This window comes from Pseudomonas sp. RIT409 (assembly GCF_003052515.2).
Classification (GTDB): Bacteria; Pseudomonadota; Gammaproteobacteria; order Pseudomonadales; family Pseudomonadaceae; genus Aquipseudomonas.
Genome location: NZ_QARE02000013.1, coordinates 1 through 20,544, shown reverse-complemented (window position 1 = coordinate 20,544; position 20,544 = coordinate 1). Strand labels below are relative to the sequence as shown.

Here is a 20,544-nt window from a genome sequence, read left to right as displayed (position 1 = left end):
GATAATATGATATGACTGTTTTCAGTCGTTTGGCCCGTCGCGTTGCCTCGTGCGGGCTGTCACGACACTCACTGCTGGACGCTGTAGCTAGTCAATAAAAATAAGGAGTTAGCTATGTTGAGTCGCCACGGGATTCGTTCCCTGTGCTGTGCTGCTGTTGCCACCGCAATCGTCGGAATGAGCGGCGGCGCTATCGCCGCTGACACGGTCAAGATCGGTTTCCTCGTCAAGCAGGCTGAAGAGCCCTGGTTCCAGACCGAGTGGCAATTTGCCGAGAAAGCGGGCAAGGATCATGGCTTCGAAGTCATCAAGATCGCCGTGCCCGATGGCGAAAAAACCCTTACCGCGATCGACAACCTGGCCGCCAACGGCGCCAAGGGTTTTGTCATCTGCCCACCTGACGTGTCCCTCGGCCCAGCCATCGTGGCCAAGGCCAAAGCCAATGACCTGAAGGTCATGGCGGTCGATGACCGGTTCGTCGATGCCAAGGGCAAGTTCATGGAAGACGTTCCCTACCTGGGCATGGCGGCGTTCGAAGTCGGCCAGAAGCAGGGTGCGGCCATGGCCACCGAGGCGCAGAACCGCAAATGGGACTGGAAAGAAACCTACGCCATCATCAACACCTACAACGAACTGGACACTGGCAAGAAACGCACTGACGGCTCGGTCGACGCGCTGAAAAAGGCTGGCCTGCCGGAAGACCACATCCTCTTCACTCCCCAGAAAACACTCGACGTGCCCGGCAGCATGGACGCCACCAACGCTGCACTGCCGAAGCTGCCCAGTGGCGCGAAAAACCTCATCGTCGGCGGCATGAACGACAACACCGTGCTCGGTGGGGTACGGGCCACCGCAGGCGCGGGTTTCGCCCCGGATAACGTGATCGGCATCGGCATCAACGGCACTGACGCCATCGACGAGCTCAAGAAACCGAAAAGCGGCTTCTTCGGCTCGATGCTGCCCAGCCCTGACAAAGAGGGCTACAACACTGCGCTGCAAATGTACGAGTGGGTCACCACCGGTAAAGAGCCGGCCAAATACACGGCCATGGACGACGTGACCCTGATCACCCGCGAGAACTTCAAGGACGTGCTGACCAAGATCGGTCTGTACAAGTAATCCGCAGCGTACAGTGCAAGGCCTCGCTTTACCTTGAAGGTAGGGCGAGGAGGAGGTGGTTCATGCATCAGGCTTCAGTAACCCAAGCGCAACAGTCGCGTGCAGGCGGCAGTCTGCGTTTCAACGGCATCGGCAAGACGTTTCCGGGCGTGAAGGCGCTGTCCGACATTCACTTCGAAGCTCGGCCAGGGAGCGTCCACGCGCTGATGGGCGAGAATGGGGCGGGCAAGTCCACGTTGCTCAAGATTCTTGGCGGCTCCTACCAGCCCAACAGTGGCGATCTGCAGATCGGTGATCAGCATCTGGCCTTCAAATCCACGGCAGATAGCATCGCTGCGGGCGTGGCGGTCATTCACCAGGAATTGCATCTGGTGCCCGACATGTCCGTGGCCGAAAACCTGCTCCTCGGGCACATGCCCAATCGTTTCGGGCTGGTCAATCGACGAGCGATGGTGCGTCGCGCGCGTGAGCTGCTCACGGGGCTGGCGGACGAGATCGACCCGGCAACGCGGCTGGGTGATTTGTCGTTGGGGCAGCGTCAGCTGGTGGAAATTGCCAAGGCCATGTCACGCAACGCGCATGTCATTGCCTTCGATGAACCCACCAGCAGCCTGTCAGCCCGGGAGATCGACCGCTTGATGGCGATCATCGTCAAGCTGCGCGATGAAGGCCGGGTGATTCTTTACGTGTCCCACCGCATGGAAGAGATTTTCCGGGTCTGCGACGCCGTGACAGTGTTCAAGGATGGGCGCTTTGTGCGCACCTTCGAGGACATGGCTGAGCTGAATCATGACCGCCTGGTGACCTGCATGGTCGGGCGCGATATTCAGGACATTTACAACTACCGGCCCCGCCAGCATCAGGGACCGAGCCTGCGGGTGACCGGGCTGCTGGGGCCGGGCCTGCAGGAACCGGTCAGTTTTGCGGTGGAGAAGGGTGAGGTGCTCGGCTTCTTTGGCCTGGTCGGCGCGGGCCGTACTGAACTGTTTCGGCTGCTGTCGGGGCTCGCCCGCAGCCAGGCAGGGACGCTGCAGCTCGATGGCAAGCCACTCAAGCTGAAATCACCGCGCGATGCCATCGATGCCGGGATTCTGTTATGCCCCGAGGACCGCAAGAAAGAAGGGATCGTGCCGCTGTCCAGCGTGGCGGAAAATATCAACATCGGCGCACGGCCCCGCCACGTCCATCTGGGCTGCCTGATTCAGGGCCGCTGGGAGCGTGAAAACGCTCGGCATCAGATTCGCTCGATGAACGTCAAAACACCTTCGCCGGAACAACAGATGCTGTTTCTTTCCGGCGGCAATCAGCAAAAGGCCATTCTGGGTCGTTGGCTGTCGATGCCGATGAAGGTCCTGTTGCTGGACGAGCCAACCCGCGGCATCGATATCGGCGCCAAATCCGAGATCTATCAGATCATCCATAACCTGGCGGCGGAGGGTATTGCTGTCATCGTCGTGTCCAGCGACCTGATGGAAGTGATGGGCATTTCCGATCGCATCCTGGTCATGAGTGAAGGTGCCATCACGGGCGAGGTGTCCCGCGAAGAAGCCAATGAACAACGCTTGTTGCAACTGGCGTTACCGCGCACGCGTGGTTGAAAACGAGTCACCCAAGTGAAAAACAAAAATGAGGTGCGTATGTCTACCGAAACCAGCAGCCTGACGGCACCCCGCCAGGGCATGAACCTGCGGCGGTTCTTCGACGATTGGGCCATGCTTCTGGCCGCACTGGGCATTTTCCTGCTCTGTGCCTTGCTCATCGACAACTTCATGTCGCCGTTGAACATGCGCGGTCTGGGGCTGGCGATTTCCACCGTGGGCATTGCGGCCTGCACCATGCTGTTCTGTCTCGCGTCCGGGCATTTCGACCTGTCGGTCGGCTCGGTGCTGGCCTGCTCCGGCGTGATCGCAGGGATCGTGATCCGCGACACCGACAGCGTGTTCTTCGGCGTTTCGGCGGCACTGGCCATGGGGCTGGTTGTCGGGCTGATCAACGGCATCGTGATCGCCAAACTGCGGATCAACGCCCTGATCACCACGTTGGCGACCATGCAGATTGTCCGCGGGCTGGCCTACATTTTTTCCAACGGCAAAGCGGTCGGCGTCGGTGAAGAAGGGTTCTTCGTGTTCGGCAACGGCCAGTTGTTCGGTGTACCCGTGCCGATCCTGATCACCATCGCCTGCTTCGTGTTTTTTGGCTGGCTGCTCAACTACACCACCTACGGGCGTAATTCCCTGGCCATCGGCGGTAATCAGGAAGCGGCGCTGTTGGCCGGTGTCCATGTCGATCGGACCAAGATCATCATCTTCGCCGTCCATGGTCTGATCGGCGCTTTGGCGGGCGTGGTACTGGCGTCACGCATGACCTCGGGGCAACCCATGATCGGGCAGGGCTTCGAGCTCACCGTGATTTCTGCGTGCGTATTGGGCGGTGTGTCGCTCAGCGGCGGTATCGGGATGATCCGCCATGTCATTGCCGGTGTGCTGATTCTGGCGATCATCGAGAACGCCATGAACCTCAAGAACATTGACACGTTCTACCAGTACGTCATTCGCGGCACAATTCTCCTGTTGGCCGTGATCATCGACCGTCTGAAGCGTCGCTGATCGGCAGCCGCTTTTTGCCTGTGATACGGCCGACAGGGAACACTGTCGGCCGTAGCGGCCATCTCAGGGCCGTCCGTTGCCGCGGTGCGCGCTCGTGCAGCGTGGGCCTTTTCCTCCCATACCCTTACCTGATCGTCCACCCTCGAGGCTAGTGCCCCCCATCTGCCCCTCGTCGATTGATTATTCCATCCTCTGAAATGCTGGATTGTTTTTTCTGGTGATTCTGCTGATTCATGATTAGGTCCAACATTCCTCCCATCAGCGCGACGAAGCCGATCTCGACAGAAGGCTCCCGCTGAACCTGAACCCATCAGCCAACGGAGCACCTGACATGAACGCCATCAAACTCTATCACTTCCCTTTGTCCGGCCATTCCCATCGCGCCCAATTGATGCTGTCGCTGCTCGGCCTGGAGCCGCAGATCGAATTCGTCGATTTGGCCAAGGGGGCTAACAAAACCCCGGAATTCCTGGCCTTGAACGTATTCGGTCAAGTCCCGGTGATCGACGACAACGGCACGGTCGTGGCGGACTCGACGGCGATCCTGGTGTACCTCGCCAACAAGTACGACACCACGGGCCAATGGCTGCCACGGGACGCAGAAGGTGCCGCACAGGTGCAGCGTTGGCTGGCGGTGGCGGCAGGGCAAATCAATAACGGCCCGGCCCGCGCCCGGTTGATCACCGTATTCGGCGCCGGTTTCGATCCGAAAGACACCATCGAGCGCGCCCATGCTGTGCTCCGGGTCATCGAGCACCATCTGGAAGGCCGCGAATTTCTCGCCACAGAGCACGCCACCATCGCTGACGTCGCTGGCTACAGCTACATCGCCCATGCACCGGAAGGCAATGTGTCGCTGGATGCCTACCCCAACGTGCGGGCCTGGCTGGCGCGTATCGAAAGCCTGAAAGGTTTCGTGCCCATGCCCAAGACCCGCGCAGGTCTGGTGGTCTGAGCCGAGCAGCAATGTCGAACGCGGTTCGGTAGGCGCTGAGCGGTTGGCGCCTATCGGACACCCCTCACTTCCCCTGCGGGAGTTTGCGCCATGAACGATACCCCTTTCGAAAAGAACGCCCCCTGGCACGCCGGTGAATTGCAGCTTCAGACCCACGCAGGTGTCGTCGAGCGCATGGACGTCGTGGGACGCAAGTTCGTTCGCGATTACATGCCGGACCAGCACCGCGAGTTCTATCAGCAGATTCCCTACCTGATGGTGGGCGCGGTGGATGCCGAAGGCTGGCCATGGGCGAGCATGATCGAGGCTCATGAAGGTTTCATCACCTCCCCCGACCCTCGTCGGCTTGACATCGCCTGGTTGCCGGGTGCCGATGACCCGGTGACCGGCGGCTTTCAGCCCGGAAGTGCGTTGGGGTTGCTGGGCATCGATTTGCAGACCCGTCGGCGCAACCGCCTCAACGGCCACATTCGCTCGCTGGATCGGCATGGCTTTTCGCTGGCGGTTGAATATTCGTTCGGCAACTGCCCCCAGTACATTCAACTTCGGCCCTTGCAAGACGGTGAAGCATCGCCGTTGCCCGGCCGAGCGCCGGCGCAGGCGATGGATGCGCTGGACGAGGCCGCAACAGCGGCTATTCGTGGGGCCGATACCTTTTTCGTGGCCAGCTACGTCGACCTCGAAGGGGACCTGCCACACCGCTCGGTGGACGTGTCCCACCGGGGCGGACGCACTGGGTTCGTGCGGGTTGAAGACGACGTGCTCACCATACCGGACTTCGCGGGCAACCTGTTTTTCAACACTCTGGGGAATTTCCTGCTCAACCCCAGGGCTGGACTGCTGTTCATCGACTTTGCCACCGGTGAACTGTTGCACGTTGCAGGCGAGGTGACGCTGATCCTGGACGGACCTGAAGTGGCCGCCTTTCAGGGCGCTGAGCGGCTCTGGCAGGTCAAGGTGCGCAAAGTGCTCAGACGACCCACTGCGCTACGCTCTCGCTGGAGCTTCGAGGGCTTCTCGCCCAATAGCCTGATGACCGGCGATTGGGAACAGGCGGCGGCGCGCCGGCAAGCCGACGCCCTGCGCGACCAGTGGAGAACCTTGAAAGTGGTGCGCGTCGAAGATGAAAGCGCGGACATTCGCTCGTTCTACTTCGAAGCCGCCGACGGGGCCGGTCTCCCGACGTTCAAGGCCGGGCAGCATGTGCCATTGCGGGTGCGCCTGCAGGGCCAAGACAAACCTGTGATTCGAACCTACAGCCTGTCCAGCGCCCCCTCCGACGATTTTTTTCGCATCAGCGTCAAACGTGACGGCCAGGTGTCCGGTCACTTGCACGATACGCTCAAGGTCGGCGACTGCATCGAGGCCCGCGCGCCGCAAGGGGCCTTCACCGTAGAGCCGTTGGAGCCCCGGCCATTGGTCTTGCTGGGCGCCGGAATCGGGGTGACCCCCATGCTGTCGATGCTCCGCGAGGTGCTGTATCAGAACAGGCGCAAGCGCCGTAATCGCCCTGTCTGGTTCATTCAAAGTGCACGTCGTCTGGTGGACCTGGCTTTTCGTGAAGAATTGGACACACTCATTGCCAATGCCGGTCAAGAACTGACGGTTGTCCGCCTGCTGAGCCAGCCTGAGAGCGAGGCCCGCGCAGGTCGGGATTTTCACTTTGCAGGTCGCATTGACCTGAATCTGCTCAAGACGCTGCTGCCGTTCAATGACTTCGATTTTTATGTCTGCGGCCCGGCGAGCTTCACACAAGGGTTATATGACGAGCTGAGGGCGATGCACATCCGTGACGAGCGGATTCATGCCGAGACCTTCGGCCCCTCGACCCTCAAGCGCACCACCGAGCCACAGGCCGTCGGCCTCGATCAGCCACCTGCGGCTACCGCGCCGGTGCCGGTGGTGTTCGAGAAGTCTGCCAAGGAGGCCCGCTGGCAACCCGCCGGTGGGACATTGCTGGAACTGGCCGAAAGCCGTGGCCTTGAACCTGAATACAGCTGCCGCAGCGGTGCGTGTGGTACCTGCAAAACCCGGCTGATCAAAGGCCAAGTGCATTATCCCGTGCCGCCCGCTGAAATGCCCGCGGCCGATCAGGTGCTGATCTGCTGTGCCGTCCCGGCCTCCGGGCCGCTGGTGCTCGATCTCTGAAACATGGCTGACGCCGACGTGATGCGAAAGGTGATAAAGATGAATGAATGGCCCGCGTTCGAGAAAGAAGACGATCCGAACCTGATTCAAGTGACCGAGCAGGAAGTGTCGTGGCTGTTGCCACAGTCGCTCGCCTCGCTGGCAGGGGAGTTGGCCGCCGAGCATGAGGAGCAGGACAACCCGGCGACGGTACGGCTGATCAGTTGGGTGCGTTCGGTTTCAGCGTTCAGTCGCCCTCGGTGATTGCGCCTTTTTGCGTGGTGTAGTAAACGTCAGGGCGCGAACGGGCAGGCGACATCGGTGGGCGACATGAATGCGACGACCAGGCGAGCGATTGTGGGCTTCGCCGGGGGCCTGCTGGCCAGACGCGGGGAGACCCATCATGATCGCTACCGTTGATACGACACGCCGCCCAGTCATGAGCGACCCTGTGGGTGTCGATGTTCCCCCGGCCCCCGTCTCGACAAGGATGTAAAGATTGATCACGCGCAGAAGGTTTATCGGCGCATCGCTGCTGGCGATGCCCGCGCTGTACGGCATGCATGCTCTGGCGTCTGACGCCAGCCCCATCTCAAACACAGATCTGGAACGACAGCTCGCCGCGCTGGAGCGTCGCCATGGCGGGCGTCTTGGCGTTGCCATGCTCGATACGGGGAATCAGCGCCTGATTGCCCACCGTGCCGATGAGCGTTTCGCGATGTGCAGCACGTTCAAGGCGTTGGCTGCTGCTTATGTCTTGGCGCGGGTTGACCGTGGGGAGGAGGACCTTTCGCGACGGGTCGTCTACGGCCCGGAACAGTTGGTGCCGTATTCGCCGGTGACGCAAAAGCACACGGGCGAGGGCGGGTTGAGTGTGGGATCGATCTGCGAAGCGGCGGTCACCCTGAGTGACAACACGGCGGCCAATTTGCTGCTGGACAGTTTTGGCGGCCCGCAGGGGTTGACCGACTGGTTGCGCAGGGCAGGGGACCCGGTTACGCGTCTGGATCGCCGCGAACCCACGCTCAACGAAAACCGGCCGGGCGATGTTCGAGACACCACGACGCCGTTGGCCATGCTGCGAACCTTGCAGACGCTGGCGCTTGGCGAAGCGTTATCGGGGGCTTCGCGGGACCAGTTGATTGCCTGGCTGGTGAGTAACACGACCGGCGATCAGAAACTGCGGGCCGGTCTACCAGCGGGCTGGCGGGTCGGCGACAAGACGGGCTCGGGGAGCAACAACGCCAGCAATGACATTGCCATTGTATGGCCACCCAATCGCCCGCCGCTGATCGTCACGGTGTATTACAGCGGCTCGACGGCCGACGCTGGCCAGGTCAATGCGCTGATGGCTGAGATCGGCAACTACGCGGCCGCTCTGTAACGATGTGAACCCTGCCAGCGCGTCTGGCTATCCGACCAGCAGCGCCGTCCAGTACATGCCGATGGCGAACACCACATGCCCCACCACATTCTGCAGCCGTGCCACGGTGGGGTTCGGTGCATTGCTGCAGGCCACCCCGACGCCCATGCCCGGTTGCAAGATGAACCAGCCCGCGCCTACGGTGACCAGCCCCACCAGCAGGGCCGGGAAGAACGTCGGGGTGTGCGCCCACTGTACACCCCAGATGAACAGCAACGCCGCTGCGAAGAGTACGCCGATTGCGTAGTGCATGATCCAGCCGATCTTGAGTTCATTGGCCACCTCGGGCGAGTTGGCAATGCCGTTGCGATGCACGTACTGCCCGTTGCGCATACCTGCGAACCAGCGTCCGACCAGATGCCAGGGCGCGGTGGGCAAGCCCAGGGTGATTTTCAGCAAGTGTGCCCAGAGATCCAGCAAGGCCGTGCCGCCGATGCCGATCAATACCGAATAGAGAATGAACGCGAACATGGGTGATCCAGAGCCTTGTCAGTGGTTATTGGAATGCAGCGAGCGGCCAGTCCTAAGAAGGCCCGTAAGCGGGCCGTCCATGGGGATTGATCGATCATGGGGCATTGCAGGGTGTTTCCGAGCAGGCGGTGTTGCACACGCAACATACCAGACGCCATCGCTTTCGCCGATGGCCGAAAAGCGCAAACGCGGTGCCGCTGGGCAACAGCCTAGATCTGCTCCAGCAACCATGCTCGGAAGGCCTGGAGCGAAGGCAACATTTCATTGCGCGGCGGGTAGGTCAGGTAATAGCTGCGCTGACTGGCAAACGGCAGGTCCACCCCGATCAACTGGTTGCTGGCCAGTTCGTCGGCCACCAGAATGCGGGGCACCAGGCCGATTCCGATGCCCGCTTTGACTGCCTGGATCAGGTGCGATGTCAATTCGAAACTCGGGCCCAGGCGCATCAGGCGGTGCGGCAGGCGATGGTGGCTGAACCAGTCCCCCCAGGCATTGGGGTTGTTGGCAACGTTGAGCAGCATTTGCCCGGCGATGTGCTCCGGCGTCCAGTCCCGCTGCTCATCGGCGGCCTGGGGGGAGACTACCACCACCAGCTCTTCGGCGTGCAGGCGATGGCTGATCTGGCCCGGTAGGCCCGTGGTGCCGACGACGATGGCCGCATCGATGCCGCTGGTCTCGAAGTCCACCCCATCGATGCGAGAATTGATATGCACCAGCATGCCGGGGTGTTGCTTGTAGAAGCCGTGCAGGCGCGGCAGCAGCCACTTCGAACCGAAGGTCGGCAGCGTCGCCAGCCGCAGGCTGCCGGCGCCCGATTGGTAGGCGATGGCCTGGAGGGTCGCACTGCGAATTCGCCCCAGGGCCTCGCTCATTTCCCGCTGGTACAGGCGCCCCACCTCGGTGAGCTGCACTTGCCGGCCTTCACGACGGAACAGCGTCAGCCCCAGTTGTTGCTCCAACGCCTGGACCTGGCGGCTGACCGCACTCTGGGTCAACGACAGTTCCAGGGCGGCCCGGGTGTAGCTCTCATGACGGGCCGCCGCTTCGAACGCCAGCAGCAGGGACATGGACGGAGTCAGGTGGCGGTAATTCATTCGTAAAAGTCATCGATAGCGGCAGCAATATCCGTTTGTCCTGTGCTGCAACCTGCAGGATCATGGACACCATAACGATCCGAGGCTGACCGATTAATGCCCGGGCGACAAGTATTTTGCCGTTTTCCGTGATCAGACCGACAAGAGGCCATCCCCTGATGATCGCCCCATTGACTGCCGCCGCTCCCGCCGCCGGCTATCCCGATTTTCTCGACGCGTTGCGCGCCAGCGGTTTTCGCGGCCAGATCAGCGCCGACTACGCGACCCGTACGGTGCTGGCCACCGACAACTCCATCTATCAGCGCTTGCCACAGGCGGCGGTCTTTCCGCAGGACGCCGACGACGTGGCGCGCGTCGCTGCGCTGATGGCCGAGCCGCGCTTCCGCCAGATCACGCTCACCCCTCGCGGCGGCGGGACCGGCACCAACGGCCAGTCGCTGACCGACGGCATCGTGGTCGACCTGTCCCGGCACATGAATTCCATTCTCGAAATCAACGTGGAAGAGCGTTGGGTAAGAGTTCAGGCGGGCGTGGTCAAGGACCAGCTCAACGCTGCGCTCAAGCCTCACGGGCTGTTCTTCGCGCCGGAGCTGTCGACCTCGAACCGCGCCACGATCGGCGGCATGATCAACACCGACGCCAGCGGGCAGGGCAGTTGCACCTATGGCAAGACCCGGGACCACGTCCTCGAACTGCACACGGTCCTGCTCGGCGGTGAGCGGCTGCACACGCAGCCCCTCTCCGACGAGGCGCTGGACGTGGCGTGCGCACAACAGGGCCGCAGCGGCGAGGTCTACCGCACGGCGCGGCAGATTCAGGAAACCCAGGCTCAGCTCATCGAAACCGTGTTTCCCAAGCTCAATCGCTGCCTGACCGGCTACGACCTGGCGCACCTGCGCGACGACCAAGGGCGTTTCAACCTCAACAGCGTGTTGTGCGGCGCCGAGGGTTCGCTGGGGTACGTGGTCGAAGCCAAGCTCAACGTGCTGCCGATCCCCACCTACTCGGTGCTGGTGAACGTGCGCTATTCCAGCTTCATGGACGCCTTGCGCGATGCGAACGCCTTGATGGCGCACTCGCCGCTGTCCATCGAAACCGTTGACTCGAAAGTGCTGATGCTGGCGATGAAAGACATCGTCTGGCACAGCGTCGCCGAGTATTTCCCAACCGATGACGAGCGCCCGACGCTGGGGATCAACCTGGTTGAGTTCAGCGGTGACGACAGGCAGATCGTCAGCGCGCGAGTCGCGGCATTCATCGAGCATCTGCAGCGCGACACGAGTGTCGAGCGGCTTGGCCATACGCTGGCCGAAGGGGCGGCGGCGGTCAACAAGGTCTATGCCATGCGCAAGCGCTCGGTCGGCTTGCTGGGCAACGTCGAGGGCGAAATCCGTCCCCAGCCGTTCGTCGAGGACACGGCCGTTCCGCCGGAGAAGCTCGCGGATTACATCGCCGAATTCCGCGCCTTGCTCGATGGTCATGGTTTGGCGTACGGGATGTTTGGCCACGTCGACGCCGGCGTGCTGCACGTGCGTCCTGCCCTGGACATGAAAGACCCGGCCCAGGCGGCGCTGGTCAAGCCGATTTCCGACGCCGTGGCAGAGCTGACCCAGCGCTATGGTGGCTTGTTGTGGGGGGAGCACGGCAAGGGCCTGCGCTCCGAATACGTGCCGGCCTTCTTCGGCGAACTGTACCCGGCGCTGCAGTTGATCAAGGGGGCATTCGATCCGTACAACCAGCTCAACCCCGGAAAGATCTGCACGCCGCCGGATGCGCAGGACGGTCTGCTCAAGGTCGACGAAGTCACCCTGCGGGGGGATCTGGACCGCCAGATCGACGAGCGTGTCTGGCAAAGCTTCGGCAGCGCGGTGCACTGCAACGGCAACGGCGCCTGCTACAACTTCGATCCACACGATGCGATGTGCCCGTCATGGAAAGCCACCCGAGAACGTCGGCATTCGCCGAAAGGCCGCGCCTCGCTGATCCGCGAGTGGCTGCGCCTGCAAGGCGCGGCGAACATCGACGTGCTGGAAGCGGCCCGTGGCAAGGCAGGCTGGCTTCGAGGCCTGCCTGTGCGTCTGGGCAACAACCTCAAGCGCGCCCGTGGCCAGGCAGACTTTTCACATGAGGTGTATGACGCCATGGCTGGCTGCCTGGCCTGCAAGTCGTGCGCAGGGCAGTGTCCGATCAAGGTCAACGTGCCGGATTTCCGTTCGCGTTTTCTGGAGCTCTATCACGGTCGTTACCAGCGTCCTCTGCGTGATTACCTGATCGGCTCGTTGGAATTCACGCTGCCCTATATGGCCAGGGTGCCAGGCCTGTACAACGCGGTGATGGGGTCCAAGTGGGTCACGGGGGTACTGGAGCGGCAGGTGGGCATGGTCGACAGCCCTTTGCTCCATCGCTACAACCTGCAGAGCACCTTGACCCGCTGCGAGGTTGCCGTCGCCAGCGTTCCGGCGTTGCGGGAGCTGAGCGATGCTGAACGCCAGCGCAGCGTGGTGCTGGTGCAGGACGCCTTCACCCGCTATTTCGAAACGCCACTGCTGGCGTCGCTCATTCAACTGGTGCATGCCCTGGGTTATCGCGTCTACCTCGCGCCGTTCAGTGCCAACGGCAAGCCACTGCACGTCCAGGGCTTCCTCGGGGCGTTCGCCAAGGCGGCTGTCCGTAACGCCACCCAACTCAAGGCGCTGGCCGATTGCGACGTCCCGCTGGTCGGCCTGGACCCGGCAATGACGTTGGTGTACCGCCAGGAATACCTCAAAGTCGATGGGCTGGGAGGCACGCCCAAGGTGTTGTTGCCCCAGGAATGGCTGGTTGATGTATTGCCGCAGTCGGCGGACTCTGGCGCGCCCGAGTCCTTTCGCCTGCTGGCCCACTGCACCGAGAAGACCAATGTCCCGGCCAGCACCTCGCAATGGGAAAAGGTCTTCGCCCGGATCGGGTTGACGCTGGTGACCGAGGCCACTGGCTGTTGTGGCATGTCAGGTACCTACGGCCACGAGGCGCGCAATCTCGAAACCTCGAAGACCATTTTCGAGCAGTCCTGGGCGGTCAAGATGGACAAGGCCGGAGAGGCGTTGGCCACTGGGTATTCTTGCCGCAGCCAGGTCAAGCGTCAGACCGACCGGCAGTTGCGCCACCCGCTGGAGGTGGTGTTGGAGCGGTTGTTGGCCCACCGTTGACGTCAGCGCTGCAAGCGTCCGGGCGCCGCCAGACCGCTGGCGGCGCTCAGGCGCGGCCGAGACTCGGCGTTGCCGCCGAAGGAAGGGTCAGTTTTCTTCAATACCCGCTCAGCCCCACCCCTTATCGTGGCCCTTCATTCTTTGAACGGAGCGGGGCGGTAATGAACCTGATGATTTCCATGGCGGCGTTCGCGCTGGCGGCATCCATTTCGCCAGGGCCGGTCAACGTGGTAGCGCTCAGCTCCGGGGCGCAGTTCGGCCTTGGCGCGAGCCTGCGGCATGTCATGGGGGCGACGGTGGGGTTTGTGGCGTTGCTGGTCTTCACCGGGCTGGGCCTGCATGAAGTGCTGCATCGGTACCCGATGTTGACGGACGTGATTCGCTGGGCAGGCATGGCGTTTCTGCTTTACCTGGCCTGGAAACTGGCAGTGGACGATGGCCGTCTGAATGTCGACAGGCCCGTGCAACCGCCCTCGTTCTGGCACGGCGCGGCGATGCAGTGGCTCAACCCCAAGGCGTGGCTGGCGGCAGTGGCCGGAATGGGCGCGTTCGTGGCAGACGGCGAAGCGCGGCTGATCGGTCTGTTTGCCCTGATCTATTTCGTGATCTGTTACCTGTCCGTCGCCTGCTGGGCCGGCGCGGGCGCGTTTCTGGGGCCATGGCTGCGCAGTCCTTCCCGCATCAGAACCTTCAATCGCAGCATGGCCGCGTTGCTGGCCGGATGCGCAATGTCGCTGCTGTATGTCTGATCAGCGCCGGTATTGCCCAGGCGTTGTGGCAAGGTGCTTTTTGAACGCTCGCTGAAAATGTGCCTGATCCGAGAAGCCGCTCTGGTGAGCGATGTCGGCAATCGCCTCACCTTCACGCAATTGCGCCTGGGCGTGCTGTATCCGCCGATTGATCACGTAGGCGTGCGGCGTCATGTGGTAGTGCTGCTCGAACGCCCGGATCAGGTAGGCCTCGGACAGGTTGGCGGCCTGACAGATGTCTTGCAGCCGAATCGCCTGCAGAAAGTGCTCGTTGATGTAGCGGGCGGCCCGTTCGACCCGTTCGTTGGCCTTCTTCAACGGTGCGTCCGACCCGCCCAGTCGCTGCTGCAGGAGGGTGAAAAAGCCGACGGCCTGCTTTTGTTTGGCCAGCGCATCCAGCGCGGGGTCGAGCAGGGCCCGATGCAGGCGAAGCAGCCCGTCAAATAACGCGGGGTCCTGGCTGGAGATGGCCGGAACCGGCTGAAAACCTTCGACGCCGCATGTCTCCTGCACCCGGCCGAGCCAGTGCGGGTCGACGTAAAACATCACGTATGACCACGGTTGATCGTCAATGGGGTTGCAGGCATGGACGTCGCCGGGATTCATCAGCACGACGGTGCCGGTGTCGATCGTCTGTCGGGATTTCTCGTGCAGATACGTGCTGCGCCCGGCGGTGATCGCTCCGATCGAGAAGATGTCATGGGAGTGCCGTGCATAACAGACTTTGCGGCCATCGGCGATGGAGCGCGCTTCGATGAACGGCAATTGCGCATCCCGCCAGAACACCGGTGTCGCGGGGTGGCTGGCGGAGTGCGAAAGGGGCATGTCAGGTCATCCTGCGGGCTGTCTGCAGCTGTGGAAAATGTCCAGCGCGGGCTGGTACTCGGCGGTGTCGACGCCGAGCAAGCCTAGCACCGAATGGAACAGGTAGTCATGGCTCAGGCCCGCCTGGTCCTGCTTGGCCGCCAGGCAACCGCGGTCGATGCCCGCATCTTTCAGCGTCGCGTTGCCGAACCACATGACCATGGGCACATGGGTTTGCGCGCTGGGCGCGATGGCGTAAGGCGCGGCGTGCAGGTAAATGCCGTTTTCACCAAGGGATTCGCCATGGTCCGAAACGTAGATCATCGAGGTGTCGACTTTGTCCTGATTGCGCTTGAGCAACTCGATGGTCTGGGCCAGGAAGTGATCGGTGTAGAGGATCGTGTTGTCATAGACGTTCTTCAACTCATCGGACGTGCAACTGCCCAACTGATTGGTACGGCACACCGGGGTGAAGCGCTCCATGGAGGCGGGGTAGCGGTCGAAGTACTCCGGGCCGTGGCTGCCGTCAGCGTGCAGCACGATGATTGCGTTGTCCTGCAGGGTGTCGATGTAGTCCTGCAACCCGAACAGCAGGGATTCGTCGAGGCAGGTCTGGCCGTCGCAGAACGGGCTCGGCTGGTTTTTCGGAATGTCGCTATGGGGCACGCGCAGGCAGGTGCCCTTGCAGTCGCTGTTGTTGTCCAGCCAGACCACCTTGAAACCGGCGCGTTGAAGCATGTCCAGCAAGCTCTCGTAGGTCTTGCCTTTTTTGTCGCTGTAATCGGTGCGCGGGAACTTGGAAAACATGCACGGCACCGACACAGCCGTGGACGTTCCGCAGGAGGCCACCTGGGTGAAATTCAGGATGTCCTGCTTTTTCAGTTCCGGATTGGTTTCGCGGGCGTACCCGTTGAGCGAGAAATGGTCGGCCCGCGCGGTCTCGCCGACCACGAAGATCATCAAGCTCTTCTTCGGCCGCGCCTGCGCCTGCGGGCTAAGCACCGAGTCGGCGCCTACGGTCTGGATCTTGACCGTTTCCTTGATGGCGACGGTCTGCTTGGTCAGTTTTCCAATCGCGTAAAGGTAATTGGTCGGGTTGATGAAGTGGGTCAGTTTGTCTTCATCGCGAAAGATCGGCGCGTAGGTCGAGTAGAACGGCCCGACGGACGCCGCGATCACCAGCACACACCCTACGCAGACCAGCACCTTGTTGACCAGCCCGGGCAGCACGGGGCGATAGGTGACCGGTACCAGCCAGATCAGCGCCACCGGCACGACGCCCAGCAGGCCCAGATAGAGGAACAGCCTGCCGCTGAGCAGGTCCTTCACTTCACCGGGGTTGGTTTCCAGGACGTTCTGCATCATGCCGGTGTCGATGCTGACACCGTAGCTGTTCATGAAGTACGCCGCTGCCGCCGAGCAGAGTGCGACGAGGCTCAGCACCGGTTTGAGCGTCGGGCGAAACGAGAACGGTGTGAGCAGCAGCGTGAAGGCGCCCCACAGCAGAAGCCCGAACGATACCCGGAACGCCGCTTCCCTGACGCCCTGCAATTGGCTGAGCCCAATAAGCGCATGCCAGGTCGCCAGGTTGTAGAACGCCACCAGGCAGAGGGAAAACAGCATGACCAGGCGGGTGGAGGTGATGGGGCGCAGCTTTGAACGTACTTCCATATAAAGCACTACTCGAAACGAGCCCGAACGTGGCGTGCCAGTTGGCGTATCCCTGCTACCTGCGCGCCCGCCGAGGCTGTCGAAGGTCGACAGGGTTGATTGAAAAGCGGGATGGCGCGGAGTTTTTCAAAACGATTGTGAAGACTTCGTGAATACAGTGTGGACAGGGTGTTGCCCCATGCGAGGTTTTTCGCGGAGAGTGCGTTGCGCGTCGTGGCGCTTTTGCTAGCCTGCGAGCAAAAGCGCTGTTGCGCGCCTTTCTGTCTTGTTACTGAACCCTGGGGAACGTGTGGATGAAACTCGTCGGTATGCTGGATTCACCCTATGTGCGGCGCGTCGCGATCAGCCTGAAACGGATGGGCATCGCGTTCGAGCATGAGTCGGTCTCGGTGTTTCGTGGCATGGAGCGCTTTCGGGAAATCAACCCGGTGATCAAGGCGCCGACCTTCGTGACCGATGAGGGGCACGTGCTGATGGAGTCGAGCCTGATTCTCGACTATGTGGAGTGCTTGCAAGGGCCCGGAAAAGGCCTGATGCCCTCAAGCCTGCCTGAGCGCACGCGCACGCTACGTCTGACAGGCCTGGCACTGGTGGCGTATGAAAAGGCGGTGCAGATCTACTACGAGCGCAATTTGCGCCCGGCCCAGATTCAGCACGCGCCGTGGGTGGAGCGGGTCAGTGAGCAGCTGAAAACGGCGTGCGCGACGCTTGAACGGGAGTTGGCCGAACACCCCTTGAGTGCGGAAGCGGACATCGGGCAGGACGGGATCAGCATTGCGGTCGGCTGGTCGTTCATCCAACTGGTGGTGCCGGATCAGGCCAGCGCCCTGGATTACCCGCTGTTGGCCGACTTCGCCGCGCAGGCTGAACGGCTGGACATCTTCACGAGCCTGCCGATGGTCTGACGGGCTGGCTGCCCGACTCGCTGGTTGGATCAGGAACTGCGCGGCCGGGAAGGGCTGGCGTTGATCACTGCGCCAGCACCTTCGCCACCGTCCCGTCATCCTTCAAGCGGCTGAAGGCGGTGCTGACGCGTTTGAAAACGTCGTCCGGTGTCTTGGCGCTCATGGCCACGTACAGCCCCTTGGACAGATCGTCCAGGGTGTAGACGCTTTCCAGCTCTTCGAAATCGATCTGCAAATCCTGGCACTGCTTGCGCGCCTCGCGTTCCGGCATGGGCACCAGCATGACTTGCCCGCTGAGCAGCTTGCGAAGGTTGTCCAGGTTGTTCGACGACACCACCATCTTGCTGAAGCCCTTGCGTTCCAGGTATTCCTGGCGAGCATCGTCCCGGATCACACCCACGGTGTAGCCGGCGGCGTCTTGCAGGTCGTTGACCACGATGTCGTGCCGGGACCGCAATTTGTAGAAAAGCGGCGTCACTTCGTCCAGCTCCCCCACCCACTTGAACAGCGTTTCACGTTCAGCGCTGCGGATGATCGGGTAGATCAGCACGTTGGGTTCCAGGCGCGCGATGTCGTAGGCACGCGCCCAGGGATACAGGCTCATGTGGTAATCGGTGATGCCCGCCTTGGCTAGGGTTTTTTCCACCAGTTCACTGGCGGCACCCACAACCTTGCCGTTCTCCAACGAGCTATAGGACGAGTCTTCAGTGACGACCTGAATCGTCTCGGCCTGGGCTGAAAGAGCGAACAGCAGGGTCATGCACAGGCACAGGCCGTTCAGGCTCCGTCGGATCGTAGTGTGAGGGCAGCTCATGTCATTCGGTCTTCCTGTTCAGATCACGCACCGGTTCCGGCCCTGACTCTTTGCGCGATACAGGGCCTTGTCGGCCGTCTGCAGCAACTGGTCGAATCGTTCCATGTTGGCTGGCTCCAGCTCAGCGATCCCAATGCTCATCGTGATGAATGGCGAGACGGGTGAGGCGCTGTGTGGCAGCTCCCGATTGGCCAGCAACTCCTGCAGCCGTTCGGCGCAGGCCAGCGCCTGCTGCTTGTTCTGGCCCGGCAGCAACACGGCGAACTCCTCGCCACCCAACCGCGCGACCAGCTCGCCGGAACGCGAGAACAGCGCGCTCATCGTCAGTGCCACATCCCGCAGGCACTGGTCACCGTTCGCATGGCCGTAGGTGTCGTTGTAGGCTTTGAAGTAATCGATGTCGCACATCAGCACCGAAAAGGGCTGCTTGTGACGCAGCGCGCGGTTGAACTCCAATTCCTTGAGCTCATCGAAGTGCCGACGGTTCGCCAGGCCGGTCAGCGGGTCGAAACGGGTCAATGCTTCCAGCCGGGTGTTCGCGGCCTTCAACTGCGCCGTACGCTGCTCCACCAATTCGGCGAGTTGATCACGGCTGGCGGCGAGGGCCAGTTCGTCGCGGGTCTGGCGTTCGATGTGGTCGGCCAGTTTGTCTTGCAGGTCGTTGACGCCCGCCTCCAGGAGGTCCAGCTCGTCGCTGGCCTTGCCGCGCCGTCCCAGTACCAGATGCTGTTTGAGGTTCTGCGGCGTGAGTTGCTCCAGATGCCGGGCGATACGTCGTACGTGCAGGGTCACCGAGCGATTGAACATACCCATGATCAGGCCGGCCAGGGCCAGTGACTGAATGATCTGGGTCAGCATGATGATGCCCACCTCTTTCCAGAGGCGTTGCCAGAGCAGGCTTTCATCGCCCTCGATGGTCAACTCGCCCACCACCTCGTTGGCGCCGGGGTAGGGCGTCACCGTCAACTGGCGATGCAAGGCCGGAGCGAGTGCCGAACTGTTGTGCCCAGGGTGTTGACGGGTCAGGACTTGCGGGGCGCGCCCCGGACGCAGGATGGTCAGTTCGACCCGGCCCACCGGTGCCGCGAGAGCGACGCTGTCGATCTGCGTCTGCAGCGCCTCGTTGTCCATCTCCCACACCGCTTTGGACAGGGTGCCCTGGAACACCTGATCGATCAGGCCCAGTTCTGCATTCATGTTCGACAGGTTGGCGTTCCAGGCGAACCAGGTGCGAACCGACACCGTGGCGAAGGTGAACAGTACACAGAAGGCCAGCGTGGCCAACACCAGCCGACGTGCCAGCGAACCGGTGCGCCGCGCCACGCGCGTCTCTTCGGAGGTTTTCGATTCGGACTCTGCGAGCATGCTCAATTCCATTTCCGTGCAATGGCATCGTAGGTTCCGTTTTCACGGATGGCCTTCAGGCCCTGTTGAAACAGCTGCACGGTAGCATCGGATGTGCCAACGCTGAAAGCCATACTGAAGCCGCCTGCTGCTTCGAGCTCCGGGATGCGCAAGGAGGGGACGAGCGTCTCCTTGGGATCGTCACCCGCCTGCCGCGCAAGGTAATCGGCATTCAATTCATCGGAAATCCACAAATCGACATGTCCGGTACGCAATTTCTGATAGTTCAACTCGTAGCGATTGCTCGACTGCAATTGACGGCCGATGAGGAAACGGTTGCCCATCAGGTATTGCTCGCCGACGTCTTCGTTGACGGTTGCGGTCTGCCAATCGCGGGCGTCGTCCAGGTCCATCAGGGTAATCGGGTGGCTGGATGACGAATACAGGTACCAGCGCGAAGCGGCGATGGTGCCAACCCATTTGAACAATGGTTCGCGCTCGGCGGTGCGGGTGATGGAGTAAATGAGCACGTCTGGATCGTGCAACGCGAGGTCATATGCGCGGGCCCAAGGCATCGATTGAATATCAGCCTGTACGTTGACCTCTTTCAGAACGGCCTGAACCACCTCGGTGCTCATGCCAGTCATTTTGCCGTCTTGGGTCATGTTGTAAGGCGGCAGTTCTTCGGTGACGATCCGGATGGGGCCGGCGTACGCCGTGAAAACACTCAGACACGACACCACCGCGCCGTACAGGACGCTGCGAGCCTGTTTTCCGAATGTGCGGGGTGTCATAGACAGCGACCTCATGGGGGCTGCATTGCCGGTGGTCGTCTGTTCCTCCCTGGAGATCGACGAGCACGACCGATGTGCTTCATTTGCCCTGATATCGGCTGAAAAAACCGTGACTTGAGGGTGTTGTCTGCCATTTATCATTTCACGGGAGGGTGGGGTTTTGGCTCTCAATATCCAGGTACATCCCACCAGCATCATCAGCAGTCGAGTGGCGCTGTTTGTTTGGATGGAGGTGAGGTGATCCATTGGCAGCGTTGAACGGTCCCGATACGGAGAGCTGATTCATTGGCGAGGGTGACGCTTATTTACCGTTCCGCTATCACGCTCTGTACAACGGGTTTGCACTCGATTTCAGCCAAACCTGTGAAGCCATGGGTCCGGGTATGGCGAGCTGATCCATTGGCGAGGGTGACGCTGATTCACTGTTCCGCTTTTACAGCGGCCCCATTTGTCTTGGTGTATAGACCGGAGACATGGTGG

17 protein-coding genes are annotated in these 20,544 nt (G+C 61.6%); 10 read left to right on the top strand and 7 right to left on the bottom strand.

Annotated features, from left to right (window positions below; translation table 11 throughout):
* Positions 1–114 precede the first annotated feature (114 nt).
* The 7 genes from DBP26_RS16755 to bla all read left to right on the top strand — a co-directional run bounded on the left by DBP26_RS16755 (position 115) and on the right by bla (position 8,191).
* Positions 115–1,119 carry a substrate-binding domain-containing protein gene (locus DBP26_RS16755; protein ID WP_108240545.1) on the top strand — a complete coding sequence of 335 codons (1,005 nt, stop codon included), beginning with the start codon at positions 115–117 and terminating at the stop codon, positions 1,117–1,119.
* 62 nt (positions 1,120–1,181) lie between these two features.
* Positions 1,182–2,717: an L-arabinose ABC transporter ATP-binding protein AraG gene (araG, locus tag DBP26_RS16750; RefSeq protein ID WP_108240546.1), complete on the top strand. Its 1,536-nt coding sequence runs from the start codon at positions 1,182–1,184 to the stop codon at positions 2,715–2,717.
* A gap of 39 nt (positions 2,718–2,756) precedes the next feature.
* On the top strand, positions 2,757–3,725 hold the full coding sequence (gene araH, locus DBP26_RS16745; protein WP_177411069.1) for an L-arabinose ABC transporter permease AraH: 969 nt from the start codon (positions 2,757–2,759) through the stop codon (positions 3,723–3,725).
* Between the two features lie 331 nt (positions 3,726–4,056).
* Positions 4,057–4,680, top strand: a complete 624-nt coding sequence (locus DBP26_RS16740; RefSeq protein WP_108240548.1) for a glutathione S-transferase — start codon at positions 4,057–4,059, stop codon at positions 4,678–4,680.
* A 90-nt stretch (positions 4,681–4,770) separates the two neighbouring features.
* On the top strand, positions 4,771–6,828 hold the full coding sequence (locus tag DBP26_RS16735; RefSeq protein WP_108240549.1) for a pyridoxamine 5'-phosphate oxidase family protein: 2,058 nt from the start codon (positions 4,771–4,773) through the stop codon (positions 6,826–6,828).
* 39 nt (positions 6,829–6,867) lie between these two features.
* The gene (locus tag DBP26_RS16730; protein ID WP_146749674.1) at positions 6,868–7,071 is read left to right on the top strand and encodes a hypothetical protein; all 204 of its coding nucleotides are present in this window, start codon (positions 6,868–6,870) and stop codon (positions 7,069–7,071) included.
* Positions 7,072–7,306: 235 nt separating this feature from the next.
* Positions 7,307–8,191, top strand: a complete 885-nt coding sequence (gene bla, locus DBP26_RS16725) for a class A beta-lactamase (RefSeq protein WP_256601847.1) — start codon at positions 7,307–7,309, stop codon at positions 8,189–8,191.
* 27 nt (positions 8,192–8,218) lie between these two features.
* Here the strand turns inward: bla and DBP26_RS16720 are convergent, their stop codons facing one another.
* Positions 8,219–8,701 carry a DUF2938 domain-containing protein gene (locus DBP26_RS16720; protein ID WP_108240551.1) on the bottom strand — a complete coding sequence of 161 codons (483 nt, stop codon included), beginning with the start codon at positions 8,699–8,701 and terminating at the stop codon, positions 8,219–8,221.
* Positions 8,702–8,910: 209 nt separating this feature from the next.
* Complete coding sequence (locus DBP26_RS16715; RefSeq protein WP_108240552.1) at positions 8,911–9,795, bottom strand: LysR substrate-binding domain-containing protein; 885 nt, start codon at positions 9,793–9,795, stop codon at positions 8,911–8,913.
* Between the two features lie 158 nt (positions 9,796–9,953).
* Between DBP26_RS16715 and DBP26_RS16710 the strand changes: the two genes are divergently transcribed.
* Both DBP26_RS16710 and DBP26_RS16705 read left to right on the top strand, forming a co-directional pair.
* Positions 9,954–12,983 carry an FAD-binding and (Fe-S)-binding domain-containing protein gene (locus tag DBP26_RS16710; RefSeq protein ID WP_108240553.1) on the top strand — a complete coding sequence of 1,010 codons (3,030 nt, stop codon included), beginning with the start codon at positions 9,954–9,956 and terminating at the stop codon, positions 12,981–12,983.
* 161 nt (positions 12,984–13,144) lie between these two features.
* Positions 13,145–13,732: a LysE family translocator gene (locus DBP26_RS16705; RefSeq protein ID WP_108240554.1), complete on the top strand. Its 588-nt coding sequence runs from the start codon at positions 13,145–13,147 to the stop codon at positions 13,730–13,732.
* Here the strand turns inward: DBP26_RS16705 and DBP26_RS16700 are convergent, their stop codons facing one another.
* Together DBP26_RS16700 and DBP26_RS16695 are read right to left on the bottom strand one after the other, a co-directional pair.
* Complete coding sequence (locus DBP26_RS16700) at positions 13,733–14,557, bottom strand: AraC family transcriptional regulator (RefSeq protein WP_108240555.1); 825 nt, start codon at positions 14,555–14,557, stop codon at positions 13,733–13,735.
* 6 nt (positions 14,558–14,563) lie between these two features.
* Complete coding sequence (locus tag DBP26_RS16695; RefSeq protein ID WP_108240556.1) at positions 14,564–16,207, bottom strand: phosphoethanolamine--lipid A transferase; 1,644 nt, start codon at positions 16,205–16,207, stop codon at positions 14,564–14,566.
* 293 nt (positions 16,208–16,500) lie between these two features.
* On the opposite strand from DBP26_RS16695, the gene DBP26_RS16690 reads away from it, so the two are divergent.
* Positions 16,501–17,112: a glutathione S-transferase N-terminal domain-containing protein gene (locus DBP26_RS16690; RefSeq protein WP_108240557.1), complete on the top strand. Its 612-nt coding sequence runs from the start codon at positions 16,501–16,503 to the stop codon at positions 17,110–17,112.
* Positions 17,113–17,176: 64 nt separating this feature from the next.
* Here the strand turns inward: DBP26_RS16690 and DBP26_RS16685 are convergent, their stop codons facing one another.
* Genes DBP26_RS16685 through DBP26_RS16675 form a run of 3 tightly spaced genes read right to left on the bottom strand, consistent with a single transcriptional unit; the run spans position 17,177 to position 20,310 of the window.
* Positions 17,177–17,926: a transporter substrate-binding domain-containing protein gene (locus DBP26_RS16685; protein ID WP_108240558.1), complete on the bottom strand. Its 750-nt coding sequence runs from the start codon at positions 17,924–17,926 to the stop codon at positions 17,177–17,179.
* 18 nt (positions 17,927–17,944) lie between these two features.
* Positions 17,945–19,291, bottom strand: a complete 1,347-nt coding sequence (locus tag DBP26_RS16680; protein ID WP_108240559.1) for a GGDEF domain-containing protein — start codon at positions 19,289–19,291, stop codon at positions 17,945–17,947.
* Between the two features lie 2 nt (positions 19,292–19,293).
* The gene (locus tag DBP26_RS16675; RefSeq protein WP_349254552.1) at positions 19,294–20,310 is read right to left on the bottom strand and encodes a transporter substrate-binding domain-containing protein; all 1,017 of its coding nucleotides are present in this window, start codon (positions 20,308–20,310) and stop codon (positions 19,294–19,296) included.
* Between the last annotated feature and the right edge of the window lie 234 nt (positions 20,311–20,544).

Coding starts and splice junctions, on each gene's coding strand:
- DBP26_RS16755 (WP_108240545.1), top strand. CDS start 115: ATGTTGAGTCGCCACGGGATTCGTTCCCTGTGCTGTGCTGCTGTTGCC.
- araG (WP_108240546.1), top strand. CDS start 1,182: ATGCATCAGGCTTCAGTAACCCAAGCGCAACAGTCGCGTGCAGGCGGC.
- araH (WP_177411069.1), top strand. CDS start 2,757: ATGTCTACCGAAACCAGCAGCCTGACGGCACCCCGCCAGGGCATGAAC.
- DBP26_RS16740 (WP_108240548.1), top strand. CDS start 4,057: ATGAACGCCATCAAACTCTATCACTTCCCTTTGTCCGGCCATTCCCAT.
- DBP26_RS16735 (WP_108240549.1), top strand. CDS start 4,771: ATGAACGATACCCCTTTCGAAAAGAACGCCCCCTGGCACGCCGGTGAA.
- DBP26_RS16730 (WP_146749674.1), top strand. CDS start 6,868: ATGAATGAATGGCCCGCGTTCGAGAAAGAAGACGATCCGAACCTGATT.
- DBP26_RS16720 (WP_108240551.1), bottom strand. CDS start 8,701: ATGTTCGCGTTCATTCTCTATTCGGTATTGATCGGCATCGGCGGCACG.
- DBP26_RS16715 (WP_108240552.1), bottom strand. CDS start 9,795: ATGAATTACCGCCACCTGACTCCGTCCATGTCCCTGCTGCTGGCGTTC.
- DBP26_RS16710 (WP_108240553.1), top strand. CDS start 9,954: ATGATCGCCCCATTGACTGCCGCCGCTCCCGCCGCCGGCTATCCCGAT.
- DBP26_RS16705 (WP_108240554.1), top strand. CDS start 13,145: ATGAACCTGATGATTTCCATGGCGGCGTTCGCGCTGGCGGCATCCATT.
- DBP26_RS16700 (WP_108240555.1), bottom strand. CDS start 14,557: ATGCCCCTTTCGCACTCCGCCAGCCACCCCGCGACACCGGTGTTCTGG.
- DBP26_RS16695 (WP_108240556.1), bottom strand. CDS start 16,207: ATGGAAGTACGTTCAAAGCTGCGCCCCATCACCTCCACCCGCCTGGTC.
- DBP26_RS16690 (WP_108240557.1), top strand. CDS start 16,501: ATGAAACTCGTCGGTATGCTGGATTCACCCTATGTGCGGCGCGTCGCG.
- DBP26_RS16685 (WP_108240558.1), bottom strand. CDS start 17,926: ATGAGCTGCCCTCACACTACGATCCGACGGAGCCTGAACGGCCTGTGC.
- DBP26_RS16680 (WP_108240559.1), bottom strand. CDS start 19,291: ATGCTCGCAGAGTCCGAATCGAAAACCTCCGAAGAGACGCGCGTGGCG.
- DBP26_RS16675 (WP_349254552.1), bottom strand. CDS start 20,310: ATGGATCACCTCACCTCCATCCAAACAAACAGCGCCACTCGACTGCTG.